Source organism: Hafnia alvei (assembly GCF_034424155.1).
Classification (GTDB): Bacteria; Pseudomonadota; Gammaproteobacteria; order Enterobacterales; family Enterobacteriaceae; genus Hafnia; species Hafnia alvei.
In genome coordinates, this window is the sequence record NZ_CP139992.1 from 1,666,475 (window position 1) to 1,679,486 (window position 13,012).

At 47.1% G+C, this 13,012-nt stretch carries 10 protein-coding genes; 8 read left to right on the forward strand and 2 right to left on the reverse strand.

All coding sequences use genetic code 11. The features are described 5' to 3' along the window. The first annotated feature begins 217 nt into the window (after positions 1–217). From U0008_RS07790 to U0008_RS07815, 6 genes are all read left to right on the forward strand, one after another. The gene (locus tag U0008_RS07790; RefSeq protein WP_248298848.1) at positions 218–2,485 is read left to right on the forward strand and encodes a DNA internalization-related competence protein ComEC/Rec2; all 2,268 of its coding nucleotides are present in this window, start codon (positions 218–220) and stop codon (positions 2,483–2,485) included. A gap of 36 nt (positions 2,486–2,521) precedes the next feature. Continuing rightward, the gene (gene msbA / locus U0008_RS07795; RefSeq protein ID WP_043492344.1) at positions 2,522–4,270 is read left to right on the forward strand and encodes a lipid A ABC transporter ATP-binding protein/permease MsbA; all 1,749 of its coding nucleotides are present in this window, start codon (positions 2,522–2,524) and stop codon (positions 4,268–4,270) included. Then, positions 4,267–5,274 (forward strand): tetraacyldisaccharide 4'-kinase, encoded by a 1,008-nt coding sequence (gene lpxK / locus U0008_RS07800; RefSeq protein ID WP_043492346.1) that lies wholly within the window; start codon positions 4,267–4,269, stop codon positions 5,272–5,274. Before msbA ends, lpxK begins: the two co-directional genes overlap by 4 nt. Positions 5,275–5,575: 301 nt before the next feature. Next, on the forward strand, positions 5,576–5,785 hold the full coding sequence (cspE, locus tag U0008_RS07805) for a transcription antiterminator/RNA stability regulator CspE (RefSeq protein ID WP_004095733.1): 210 nt from the start codon (positions 5,576–5,578) through the stop codon (positions 5,783–5,785). 229 nt (positions 5,786–6,014) lie between these two features. Continuing rightward, positions 6,015–6,224, forward strand: a complete 210-nt coding sequence (locus U0008_RS07810) for a cold-shock protein (protein ID WP_004095731.1) — start codon at positions 6,015–6,017, stop codon at positions 6,222–6,224. A 137-nt stretch (positions 6,225–6,361) separates the two neighbouring features. Next, positions 6,362–7,606 carry a winged helix-turn-helix domain-containing protein gene (locus U0008_RS07815; protein ID WP_121626094.1) on the forward strand — a complete coding sequence of 415 codons (1,245 nt, stop codon included), beginning with the start codon at positions 6,362–6,364 and terminating at the stop codon, positions 7,604–7,606. Positions 7,607–7,868: 262 nt separating this feature from the next. Here U0008_RS07815 and U0008_RS07820 read toward each other — a convergent pair whose 3' ends face one another. Beyond that, the gene (locus U0008_RS07820; RefSeq protein ID WP_043492349.1) at positions 7,869–8,327 is read right to left on the reverse strand and encodes a (2Fe-2S)-binding protein; all 459 of its coding nucleotides are present in this window, start codon (positions 8,325–8,327) and stop codon (positions 7,869–7,871) included. Positions 8,328–8,337: 10 nt separating this feature from the next. Next, positions 8,338–11,562, reverse strand: coding sequence for a molybdopterin cofactor-binding domain-containing protein (locus U0008_RS07825; RefSeq protein WP_043492350.1), 3,225 nt, complete (start codon positions 11,560–11,562; stop codon positions 8,338–8,340). A gap of 459 nt (positions 11,563–12,021) precedes the next feature. Between U0008_RS07825 and U0008_RS07830 the strand changes: the two genes are divergently transcribed. Continuing rightward, on the forward strand, positions 12,022–12,198 hold the full coding sequence (locus tag U0008_RS07830) for a Trm112 family protein (RefSeq protein WP_071842620.1): 177 nt from the start codon (positions 12,022–12,024) through the stop codon (positions 12,196–12,198). A gap of 4 nt (positions 12,199–12,202) precedes the next feature. Then, positions 12,203–12,958 (forward strand): 3-deoxy-manno-octulosonate cytidylyltransferase, encoded by a 756-nt coding sequence (kdsB, locus tag U0008_RS07835; RefSeq protein WP_043492353.1) that lies wholly within the window; start codon positions 12,203–12,205, stop codon positions 12,956–12,958. Positions 12,959–13,012 lie beyond the last annotated feature (54 nt).

A 13,012-nucleotide genomic window follows, 5' to 3' on the forward strand; every position in this document is an offset into this window, starting at 1 on the left:
GGTGCCGTTTTCATATCTAAAATTCATTCGTAAACCTCTGCACAATTAACGTTTTCTGACGAAACTTGCGATGCTATTCGCAATAAAAAGTTCAGCCAAACTCTGTTACTACGATTCCTTTCAATCTCTTATGCATTACTCAATGCAGGCCATTTTTACTTTCACTCACTTCAGCCAACATGCCGTATCTGCTTAATAAGAGGCATTACCGGTGAGAATGACATGGGATGAGAGTATTCATTGTGCTGCGCTAGGCTGCCTGCCGTTAATATTTTTTCCTAGCTTGCCCGCAAAATATTATGCCTATGGGGCCTTGCCGGTTGCGTTGCTGTTTTTTTGTATTTGTTCTGGACGCTTTCGAAAAATTGCATTTGTAATACTGGGGCTAGCATGGGGGATCGCTTGCGCGGAGAACGTACTAGCACCTTTGGACTATGATATTTCTCGGCCTGTCAATTTGACGGGAAACGTTATAAGCGTAGCGCTTGGCGTTTTATCGCCACAGGACAAGGTAACGTTTCGCGTTTCTACGGTTAATGGCCAAGATGTGAAAGAGAGATTCGATATCACCTTATATTGGAACTCAGAACGCTACTCATTTTGCGCTGGGCAGCGGTGGGCGATAACCGCGCGCTTGCGCCCCGTTCATGGACGTCTCAACCAAGGCGGATACGACGCACAACGAACATCAGTCGGGCATCATATTGTTTTGCAAGGCATGCCGACGGCTTACCAACGGCTGTCTATTGGCTGTGGTTGGCGACAACAAATTATAAGCAGATCGGTAAAAGCAATACCGGATACATCTTCTAAGGCCATTATCGTTGCATTAGCTTTTGGTGAAAGAGCGCTACTTACGCGCGAGCAGAATTCACTTTTTCGCTTAAATGGTTTGTCTCATTTGCTAGCCATTTCTGGTTTACACATTGCTTTAGCGGCGATGCTGGGATGGTGTGTCGCTAGGGCGATACAGCTGTGTTTTCCTCTTCGCTGGATTAATCCTTATTTTCCAATGGCAATGATGATGGGCGTTGGCTGGGTTTATGTGTGGCTTGCAGGAGTCAATCCTCCGGCCATTCGCGTTGGTGTTGCAATGCTGCTTATCTCTGGCTATGGCGTTTGGGGAAAGTTTATCCCGCCCAAGAAATATCTGCTAAATGTGGTCTGTCTTATGGTTGTTTGGGATCCGCTTGTATTGCTGTCTGACAGTTTTTGGCTATCTGTGATGGCAGTTTCCAGCCTTTTGTTTTGGTATTGGCTGGCGCCATTGCCCTCATCGTTACAAATGCAGAAACGATTCTTTTGGTTGAAGCTATTACATCTGCAGTTTGGCATCGCTTTGTGCTTGATGCCCGTACAAATTTATTTGTTTCATGGCATCAGCGGGGGTGCGCTGTGGGCCAATTTTTTTGCCGTGCCCTTGGTCACTTATCTTGTTGTGCCGTTGATTTTAGTGGGTATAGGCTCCTGTTGGTGGAACGACCCGTTAGGTGCATGGCACGCGGCAGGATATCTGCTAGATGTGATGCAATGGGGATTAACAAGTGTGCCTACGCTCTGGACAGATAGTAGCACCGGCGGGCTCTGGATAAGCCTGAGCTTCCTAACCCTGTTTGTTATGAATTTTTCTTTTTCTAAAGCAGGCTTGCCGCTTTGGTGTGTAGTTCAGGCCGTATCTTATCTTTGGATATTTAGTGCTAAAAAGAGTGATGATATTGAGCTGCGTGTTCATATGCTGGATGTGGGGCACGGACTGGCGGTGCTTATCGAACGCCGCGGTAATGCAATTTTGTATGATACGGGTAATAAATGGGACGGCGGAGATATTGCCACCAGTGAAATTATTCCTTACTTAAATTGGCATGGGCTGAATCTGGATGGAATGGTTATTAGCCATAGCGACTCAGACCATAGTGGGGGGCGATATTCTCTTAGTCATGCGTTTCCATTAGCTTGGGTTAGAAGCCCCGATCCTCGCGATTTCTCCTGCCACATTGGCAGTGATTGGGTCTGGCAAGGTGTGCGTTTTACGGTGCTTTGGCCACCACATCAGATTGCTGTCCCGAAAAATAATGATTCTTGTGTCGTCATGGTTGCAGTGGGAGAGCGTAAAATGCTGCTTACTGGAGATATAGAAACGGAAGCTGAAACTCAATTGGTACAGCGCTGGAGAAAGCAGCTTAAGGCCGGTATCTTGCAGGTTCCACATCATGGCAGCAATACCTCGTCGAGTAGCCTACTTCTGCGCACGGTTGAACCAAACGAGGCGATAAGTTCCTCGGCTCGATTTTCTCAGTGGCATTTTCCTTCACCAAAAGTGACCGCGCGTTATCGCGCACAAAATATTCATTGGCATGATACTGCACATGCTGGAGAGGTCATAATGACGGCAAAAGCAGATAATTGGCGAATAAATGAACTAAAAACGCAATTAAATCCACGTTGGTATCACGGTTGGTTTGGCGTAAGGAGCCATAATGAGTAAAATGATCCGCTATTTCATCCTAAGCTGGTTAACTAAATGCTGAATGACAAAGATCTTTCGACCTGGCAAACATTTCGTCGCTTATGGCCATCGATCTCTCCTTTCAAGGCAGGCCTGATTGTTGCGTCAGTTGCCCTCGTAATTAATGCGGGTAGTGATGCCTACATGCTCTCCTTGTTAAAGCCATTATTGGATGATGGTTTTGGCAAGACAGGGTCCGATATTCTGAAATGGATGCCATTCGTCGTTATTGGATTGATGATCGTACGAGGGATTTCTGGTTTCATCTCCAGCTACTGCGTCTCTTGGGTGGCCGGCAAGGTGGTGATGAATATGCGTCGTCGCTTGTTCAGCCATATGATGGGTATGCCGGTTTCCTTCTTTGACCAGCAGTCGACGGGTACGCTCCTATCGCGAATCACCTATGACTCTGAGCAGGTTGCCTCTTCGTCATCCGATGCATTGATTACGGTTGTGCGTGAAGGCGCATCGATTATTGCATTGTTCTGTATGATGTTTTATTACAGCTGGCAGCTATCTCTGATTCTGATTGTTATTGCCCCTGTGGTTTCAATTGCGATTCGTATGGTGTCGAAGCGTTTTCGTAACATCAGCAAGAATATGCAAAACACGATGGGCACATTGACCACTAGCGCCGAACAGATGCTAAAAGGTCATAAAGAAGTACTGATCTTTGGTGGTCAAGAAGTAGAGAGCAAGCGTTTTGACAAAACCAGTAACTGGATGCGTCAGCAGAATATGAAGATGGTCGCTGCGTCTTCTGTTTCAGACCCGGTTATTCAGTTGATTGCCTCCTTTGCCCTTGCTTTCGTGCTGTATGCAGCCAGTATTCCGTCGGTCATGGATACGCTGTCGGCGGGTACTATTACCGTGGTGTTCTCTTCGATGATTGCGTTAATGCGTCCATTGAAGTCCCTGACGAACGTCAACGCTAAATTCCAACGCGGTATGGCAGCATGCCAAACGCTGTTTGCGATTTTGGATCTTGAACAGGAAAAAGATACCGGTAAGCTGGAAGTTAAACGTGCTAAGGGTGATGTCGAGTTTCGTGATGTGACCTTCAGCTACAACAATAAAGGCGCCCCTGCGCTGAAAAACGTGAGCTTTAAAATTCCTGCGAATAAAACCGTGGCCTTAGTGGGGCGCTCAGGTTCCGGCAAATCAACGATTGCGAATCTGTTGACGCGTTTTTATGACATCCAAGAGGGCGAGATCCTGCTGGATGGGCATGACCTACGTGAATATACGCTGAGTTCTCTACGTAATCAGGTAGGTTTGGTCTCGCAAAATGTTCATCTCTTCAACGATACTATTGCGAACAACATCGCCTATGCGCGTAATGAAGTTTATACCCGTGAACAAATTGAAGAAGCGGCTCGCATGGCCTATGCGATGGACTTCATTGAGAAAATGGACAACGGTTTAGACACTGTCATTGGCGAAAACGGCGTATTGCTGTCTGGTGGACAGCGTCAGCGTATCGCTATTGCTCGTGCGTTGCTGCGCGATAGTCCGGTTCTTATTTTGGATGAAGCGACATCAGCGCTAGATACCGAGTCTGAACGTGCGATTCAGTCCGCGCTAGATGAATTACAGAAAAACCGTACTTCGTTGGTTATTGCTCACCGTTTATCAACTATCGAAAAAGCCGATGAAATTATCGTGGTTGAGGATGGCTACATTGCCGAGCGTGGCGATCATGCAACGCTATTGGCGAAGAATGGCGCGTATGCTCAGCTGCATAGGTTGCAATTCGGGCAATGATTGAGCGCATCTGGTCTGGGCAATCGCCTTTATACCTGCTCCTGTTACCGCTCTCTTGGCTGTATGGCCTAGTGAGCGGTATTCGCCAATTTTTTTATCGCATGGGTTGGTTAAAAAGCTGGAAAGCACCTTGCCCTGTGATTGTGGTCGGTAACTTAACTGCGGGTGGCAATGGTAAAACACCCGTGGTTATTTGGCTGGTTGAACAATTACAGACTCGTGGTTTTCGCGTGGGCGTCGTGTCGCGTGGCTATGGTGGGCGCTCGGATCATTACCCTCTATTATTGAATAGTGAAACGTCAACGGCGCAAGCGGGAGACGAGCCCGTTCTCATTTATCAACGAACGGGGGCTTCAGTTGCCGTTGCGCCTAAGCGTAGTGATGCCGTAAAAGCCTTGCTTCAGCATTCGGCAGTAGATGTCATCATCACCGATGACGGACTACAGCATTATGCGCTGGCACGTGATGTTGAACTGGTTGTCGTGGATGGCGTTCGTCGATTTGGCAATGGCTGGTGGTTACCTGCTGGCCCAATGCGGGAGCGAGCAGGGCGTTTACGTCGTGTTGATGCCGTTATCACTAACGGTGGAGAGGCCACGACGGGTGAAATACCCATGATGCTAGTTGGACGTATTTTAGTGAATATACATACTGGTGAACGCTGTGCTGCCGATAGTTTAGCTCCGGCTGTTGCAATGGCGGGAATAGGGCATCCTCCCCGCTTTTTTGCCACTCTGAGCCAATTGGGTACGCAAGTCGTCAACGCAGTCGCATTTGCCGATCACCAAGAATATGATCTGAAGACATTAAGTGCGTTGACACCGAAAGGACAGCCGCTGTTAATGACTGAAAAAGACGCGGTAAAATGCCGCAAATTTGCTCAGCCTAATTGGTGGTATCTGCCCGTTAATGCAGAAATCCCAGCTGAACAAGGGAATGAATTGTTAGCAAAAATTACGAATTTGATTAAAACTAATCGTTATTTTTCAAATGCTAATAAATAAATCTGCTGCTTTTATCTTCGGATGCATATAGTTTTACGTTTAAATACTTCCGTAGCGTCATTTTTTTTAAAAGAAAGGCTTGCTCATCAATCACCTTTATGAGTAAATGACTGCGGCCTGTGATATAGACCTATTTATGCACGACATGAGATAAAGCAGTTCCTCCTTAAGACGTTATCTTCCGATTCCGCTTGTTAGACGAACCACCTTCTTAGTGCCATCCATAAGTAATCTTTCTGAGCTCGGCCCCTACGCCTTAGGGCAAATTTTTTAAGTGATATCAGTTATAAAGGTAATACAAATGACTAAGAAGACCGGTCAGGTAAAATGGTTTAACGAAAGCAAAGGCTTCGGTTTCATCGAACAGCACGACGGCGGTAAAGATGTATTCGTACATTTCTCTGCTATCGCTAGCGAAGGTTTCAAAACTCTGGCCGAAGGCCAGCGTGTAGAATACACCATTCAGGACAGCCCGCGCGGGCCGGCTGCTGCGAATGTTGTTGCTCTGTAAGATTACAGAGAACTTGTTTTGATACTGAACTGATCGTTATCGCAGTAAGCTAGCCCCAAGGGTGTTAGCACGCTCTGCGGAGTCAGTAACAAGACCAGAAAGCCCGCCACTGGCGGGCTTTTGTTTTTAATAATCCGCTCGAAGAGGTTCTTAACGATAACTTGAATATGAGCTACACATCCTAATCTGAACTAGAATTTAGAGGGATGTAAATATAAGGTAAAAAAATATGACACTGAAAATGGGTCTCGTAAAATGGTACAGCCAGTCTGAAGGCTTCGGTATTATCTCTCCACTGGATGGTGGAAATGATATCTACGTTAATCGTTCAGGCATTGCTAATTCACGCAAAAAATTACTGACAGAAGGTCAGCGCGTTGAATTCTCAACTTACCTAGGTAGTCGCGGTCTCACCGCAGAAGACGTCATCGCCTACTGATGGCATCGTATCAGCCAGCGTTATTCCCTACGCATCTTCACGCTGGCTGAACTGTTTTCCCTTCCTTGCTGCAACTCGATAAGCTTTGCGTATAATCATCTTTCCGGCTTTCTCATCATGAGGTTCGTCTGGCTACGATGGCTGAAATATCCCTACCTTTAAGTGCGCTTAGAAACCTGCATCTTCATGCTCAAGGTTTAGATAAACCGCGCAGAAGAAAAGCAACGCCTCTTGATGCGATCGCGTGCATACGTCAAATGAGTTTGCTACAAATTGATACGATCAACGTTGTCGCTCGTAGTCCCTATCTGGTGTTGTTTTCGCGTCTGGGTTTGTATTCCGAGCAGTGGCTGAATGAGGCTTTACGCAACGGAGATATCTTTGAATATTGGGCGCATGAGGCATGCTTTATCCCAAAAGAGGATTATCGGCTAGTTCGCCCGCAGATGATGTCACCGGAAAATTTGGGATGGAAATATTCCCCAGAGTGGCATTTGAAGCACCAAGATGACATTAGCGAGCTTCTGGCACAGATCCGCCATAACGGACCTGTTAAAGCCACCGATTTTAGCGCGAAGAATAAAAAAACCAGTGGGTGGTGGGAGTGGAAACCCGAGAAACGGCATCTGGAAACGTTGTTTTCCTGTGGTCAACTGATGGTGAAAGAGCGAATTAATTTCCACCGCGTTTACGACTTGCCTGAACGCGTTATGCCAGAGTGGAATGATGATGTACACGGTATTAGCCCTGCGCTTGCTCAGCAACAAATGATAGCCAATAGCGCACGCAGCTTAGGTGCATTTAAAGCGCAATGGCTAGCCGATTATTATCGACTGAAGAAAATTGATATTAAAGAGACGATAAATAATCTGTTGGACAGCCAAGAGATAATCGCAGTGCGTGAACTGGAAACCCAAGAGCACTACTACATTCATCACAGCCTGGCGCATTTATTAGCAAAAGCACAAAACAACGAAATAAAGGCGACGCATACCACGTTGCTTTCTCCTTTTGATCCTGTTGTTTGGGATCGAAGGCGTGCATCTGAATTATTTGGTTTTGATTACCGCTTAGAATGTTATACCCCTGAAGCTAAAAGAACCTTTGGCTATTTTTCGCTACCGATACTTCAGCGTGGCGCTTTAGTTGGCCGGATCGATGCCAAAATGCATCGTAAAGAAAAGGTGCTGGAGCTTAAATCACTCCATCAAGAAAAAGGGGTACGGTTTACGGAGAAAAAGAGGGCGGAGCTGAAAGCTGCTATTACTCTTTTTGCGACTTGGCAGCAGGCGACCGAAGTTAAAATCCAGCATCAGCCAGATGATTGGCGCCATTATTGGGGGGATGGCTGGTTGTTGGATAGTGTATTAAGGCAGGCCTAAATACCAAAAAGGGCAATGGTTGTTTCCATTGCCCTTTAGCCAATCAGTTACTGTAATTGGCGAACATCGCGATGATTTTATGCAGCAGTTTCATATGTATCTTACTTTCTAGTTTTTGTAGGAAATTGTGATGTGTATCACGTTTGATAATTTACTCCTCTGCAAAACCAACTGCAACATGTTTTGTTTAAGTGTGTTTGATGTTAATAAAAAGAAAAATCGGCACTAGGCCGATTTTTAATGTGGCAAATCAAGACGATCTTTAGCTTTTCAGCGCGGCATGAATCGACTGAATGATTGGTTGATAACCCGTGCAGCGGCAAATGTTGCCTTCAAGCGCATCCATGAGTTGCTCATCGCTGGGACTGGGGGGCTTAGCCAGCAATGCCGATGTGCTAACAAGAACGCCTGGCGTACAGAAGCCACACTGCACGCCGCCATGCTCAATAAATGCATTTTGAAGCTTTTGAGTCATAGGATCGTCACGTAATCCTTCGAGCGTGGTAATGTCAGCACCGTCGCATTGCTCAGCTAAAACTAAACAGGAGCAAACGGCGTTTCCATCCATGATAACGGTACAAGCGCCGCACTCACCAACGGCACATCCTTCCTTTGTTGCCGTTAAGCTCAGTTTATCTCGCACGAAATCGAGCAGGCGCATTTGCCCTGTTACCTGCGCATCAATCAGCTTGCCGTTTACCTTCACTTTGATATTGCTCATCATCAACTCCTTATGCCAGCTCTGATTGATAGAGAGAATCGGTGGCTTCCACCATCATGTCGCGGAACATATTAATAAACACGGGTTGTTTGTAGGCGGCTGACCAGCGCTTGCCGATAGCGGCATAAATCAGCTTTTCTAACAGCTGGCTGGCGAGATCGATTGTTTCCTGTGTGAGTCGGTGGCCTAGTAAACAGCGTTCGATATCGAGAAGCCGCTGTGGTTTGCTAAACAACGCTCCATCGACTAAACGGCAATAGTTCACTATGCCATCTGCGTCACAAGCAATTAGGCAGGTTAGGCTCTGACGAGTGATGTTCAGCGCATTTCTACGCCCCAACTGATGATAGAAAGCGTGTGGCCTTGGGTTTAGCGGTGGTGGCAATATGACCTTAGTCATCAGCTCATTAGGCTTACGCTGTGTTTTATATCCTGACTGTAGGAACTCGCACAGCGGCATGCGTCGTGCGCCATCAAGCGACTGCAGCTCAATTTGGGCATCATAGATAATTGAAGGAGGCAATGAATCACCACAGGGGGCGGCGTTAACCATATTGCCGCCGATAGTGGCGCGGTTACGAATTTGGTTTGAACCAACCGTTTTGCATGCTTGTGCGAGCAGGGGATAGCGTTCTCGAATCAATTCGTGCTCGACGATACGGTTAAATGTCACCGCCGCACCAATGACGACAGCGCCGTTATCTTCGGTAATCTGCGTCAATTCAGGTATGCGCGATATATCAATAAGATTCATGGCCTTGGTCTGTAAACGTCCTTGAACGATAACATCGGTGCCGCCAGCAATAATGCTAACGTCATCTTGAGCAAGCAACGCTAAGGCCTCCGGCAGCGTTTTGGCTCGTGTAACTGTGACATCAGTTAAACGCAAAACCTGTTTTTTGTTATCGGTTTCAACCATTAACTCACTTTGTCGAGCAGGTTTTTTGAGGTTATAACCTAAAATAACCTGCTCAAGGGTCAGCGGCAGTTTGTTGAAGCGAGCGTTCAAGGCAAAGCTAAGGGCGTTGTTAATGGCCGCTGCGGCTAATTCAGTGGCGGGTTCTCCGATGCCTTTAGCGCCGAGAGGGCCTGCTTGATCGGGGTTTTCTACGCCGATAATAGTAATTTCAGGGATATCTTTAATGGTTGGCAGTAGATAGGTATCAAAGTTTTCTGACTTAACCTGTCCGTTTTCAATGTTGAAATCTTCAAGTAACGCATAACCAAACCCTTGCGCTATTCCGCCGCTGACCTGCCCATTGAAACCCACCGGATTAATAATATGACCCACATCGTGTGCAGCCGTGACGTGGAGAAGATCCGTTTTCCCTGTGCTGGTGTTGACGCGCACCTCGGCAATTTGGCAGCCATAAACCCAAGTGAAATAAGGGCTACCGGTTCCTTTTTCCTCGTCCCAGTGAATCGGCGGTGGTACAAACCAACCATATTCGGTCAGACTCACGCTAGCCCATTTGGTTTTGTTCACGGCTGTTTTGAAATCTATCGTTTGTGATGGGTTATTTTTGTTGCTGATAAACCCGTTTGCCCACAGCGTATTATCTAATTCTTTCGTGCCCAGCGCGTCACCTACAACGCCTAAAATGCGTTGCTTAATTTTAACCGCAGCGTCAAGGATCGCGCCGCCGCCGACGAGCGTTCCACGTGTTGCGGCGGTAGAACCGCCGTCACCAATCACGGAGGTGGGTGGTTCGCTAAACATGATTTCAGACAGTGGAATGCCAAAAGCCTCTGCGGCGATGAGCGACATGGTGGTCTGTAGCCCTTGGCCATTCTCAGATACGGAAGTCGCGATGTTTACGCTGCCGTCTTCGTTCACCTGCACCAGTGCGGTTGAAGTATCGACACCTTCGGCACCAATAGAGCATCCTCGGTAGCTGAGGGCCAGTCCAATACCATAGCGATAAACGCCACCTTGTTGATTGAGTTGAGCATAATGCTGGCGCTTGCTATCAAACTCAGCTGAGGTAACCGCTTTACTTAAAACCTCAAGGGCGGATACGGTATGCTTGTCAAAAACTTGTCCAGTAATCGACGCATCACCTTGTTTTAACGCGTTAATTTGGCGGATATCGACGGGGGATATCTTTAAATACTCGGCGATTTCGTCCATTAATGATTCGTTGGCATATACCACCTGTGGTGAGCCAAAACCTCTCATGGCAGAGGTATAGCTGTTGTTGGTGTATACGCCGGTTACATCGATACGAATATTAGGGATGCGATAAGGCCCAGCAGCCTGAACCGAGCTTCTCCAGGTGACGAAAGGTGTTGAAGCTGCATACCCTCCGCTGTCGGCGAGGATATCGACCTTCATGGCTAAGATCTGGCCCGAATCATCCAGCCCGACCTTATATTTCATTTTATAGGGATGGCGCTTGCAGCTTTCTAAAATTGAGTGCTCGCGGGTATAACAAAATTTAACCGGTCTGCCCGTCAGCGTTGTTAGTAGCGCAGAGCGGCAGGCAAGATGATCGATAATATCGTCTTTACCACCAAACGAGCCGCCCATCACCGCGCGCTTAATATTGATATGTCCTTGTGGGCAACCCATAAATCTTGCGACAAAGCTGCGTACACGATGTGGATTTTGGATTGAACCGGAGATAATCAAATGGCGTTCGGTGGGATCGAGCCAAGTGAGCACCACTTCAGGCTCAATGTAAGCATGTTCCTGAAAACCAACTTCATATTCGCGTTCAAGAATATGTGCACTGGCGGAGAATCCTGCATCGATATCGCCTTTAATCGTGTGGTGATGCGCCGCGATGTTATTCCCTCTTTCCGGATGAATAAGCCGCGCATCGGGTTCTAGTGCATGCTCAACGTCGGTAATGGGCGCGTAAGGCGTATAAGAAATATGAATTTTGTCTGCTGCCAGACAGGCGGCTTCGTAGGTTTCTGCGGCGATAACCGCAATTACGTCACCGTGAAAAACGACTTCATCTTTAATAATAGGGAGGTAGTCTTTCACCATGATGCCAACGACGGGTTCGCCGGGGATATCTTGATATGTTGCGATCTTGACGACGCCTGGAATCGCTAATGCTTCACTAAGATCGAGTTTATCAATTTTGCCTGCGGCAATATCGGCATAGCGGCACACGCCATACAACATTCCGGGTAGGGTAATGTCATTGCCGTAGACGGCTGTTCCAGTGACTTTTGCCAGTCCATCAACGCGACGGATTGATGATGAGGTGCTTGGCGCACTCATGGGTATCTCCTTACGTATTACGTAACGCTATTACGAACCAGATTGTTATGGCTGGTCATCAGAGTTAGCAGTGATTAAAAGTAATGAAAAGTGGCGAGTTTGAGGGGGGGAATACTCGACGCTATCCATGGCTGATTGAATTAGATTCAACACTTGTGCCACAACGGAAAAACGGACCATCGGTGCGCCTAATATGTGATTTGTCTCGCATAACAGCGGGATGGTTGCGGTGAGTTGGTATGGTTTTTGAACAGTTTAGATTTCTGTGTTTCTAGAGGGGAAACGGCCCAAACCCAAACAAACGTCATAATGAGATGTTGGGTTATCAATCTGATAGATAGAGCGGCTCATTAAACGGTTTTTGGCCGTATGGTCATACAAGCCGTGATAATTTTGCTGTTGCGGGTTATCCTTACATCATGCTTTTTCGCTGATACAAGAACTCGTTTAGGAACAATCATGGATCATCGTTTACTCGAAATTATTGCTTGCCCTGTCTGCAATGGAAAACTCTACTTCAATAAAGAAAATCAGGAATTAGTGTGCAAAGCGGACCGCCTAGGTTATCCGTTGCGTGACGGTATTCCAGTATTACTCGAGAATGAAGCCCGCCAACTTCCAGTGGATGAGAAATAATCTGATGAGTTTTATTGCTATTATTCCTGCTCGCTACTCTTCAACACGCCTACCGGGCAAGCCTTTAGCCGATATTGGCGGCAAGCCGATGGTTGTGCATGTTATGGAAAGAGCGCTGGAGTCTGGCGCTGCACGCGTCATTGTGGCTACCGATCATGAAGATGTTAAGCAAGCTGTAGAAGCGGCGGGTGGTGAAGTTTGCATGACGCGAGCCGATCATCATTCTGGCACCGAGCGTTTGGCTGAAGTGATTGAAAAATGTGGCTTTGCAGATGATGAGATTATCGTCAACATTCAAGGCGATGAGCCGTTGATCCCGCCAGCCATTATCTGTCAGGTGGCGCAGAATTTGGCCGGTAGCGAAGCGGGTATGGCCACGTTGGCGGTACCGATTACGACTAGCGAAGAGGCGTTTAATCCAAATGCGGTAAAAGTCGTTTGTGATAAAAATGGCTATGCGCTCTACTTCTCACGCGCGACAATTCCTTGGGATCGCGATCGCTTTGCGGTATCACGTGATGAAATTGGCAACGTTTTCCTGCGCCACATTGGTATTTACGCTTATCGTGCTGGTTTTATTCGCCGCTATGTTACTTGGGCACCTAGCGATCTTGAGCAGATTGAAATGCTCGAGCAGCTGCGAGTGCTTTGGTACGGTGAAAAAATTCATGTGGATGTTGCGCAAACCGCGCCAAGCCCTGGTGTTGACACCATTGAAGATTTGGAAACCGTTCGTGCTATTTTTGCGGCGGCTCAATAAGCTGATTTATCACCAATCGTTTATGTTTAAATTAAGAGCGTGCAAGTGCACGCT

Bases quoted from the DNA above. Each gene is read 5' to 3' on its own strand.
- msbA (WP_043492344.1), top strand. From the start codon at position 2,522: ATGCTGAATGACAAAGATCTTTCGACCTGGCAAACATTTCGTCGCTTA.
- U0008_RS07810 (WP_004095731.1), top strand. From the start codon at position 6,015: ATGACACTGAAAATGGGTCTCGTAAAATGGTACAGCCAGTCTGAAGGC.
- U0008_RS07830 (WP_071842620.1), top strand. From the start codon at position 12,022: ATGGATCATCGTTTACTCGAAATTATTGCTTGCCCTGTCTGCAATGGA.
- U0008_RS07815 (WP_121626094.1), top strand. From the start codon at position 6,362: ATGGCTGAAATATCCCTACCTTTAAGTGCGCTTAGAAACCTGCATCTT.
- cspE (WP_004095733.1), top strand. From the start codon at position 5,576: ATGACTAAGAAGACCGGTCAGGTAAAATGGTTTAACGAAAGCAAAGGC.
- U0008_RS07790 (WP_248298848.1), top strand. From the start codon at position 218: ATGACATGGGATGAGAGTATTCATTGTGCTGCGCTAGGCTGCCTGCCG.
- U0008_RS07820 (WP_043492349.1), bottom strand. From the start codon at position 8,327: ATGAGCAATATCAAAGTGAAGGTAAACGGCAAGCTGATTGATGCGCAG.
- kdsB (WP_043492353.1), top strand. From the start codon at position 12,203: ATGAGTTTTATTGCTATTATTCCTGCTCGCTACTCTTCAACACGCCTA.
- U0008_RS07825 (WP_043492350.1), bottom strand. From the start codon at position 11,562: ATGAGTGCGCCAAGCACCTCATCATCAATCCGTCGCGTTGATGGACTG.
- lpxK (WP_043492346.1), top strand. From the start codon at position 4,267: ATGATTGAGCGCATCTGGTCTGGGCAATCGCCTTTATACCTGCTCCTG.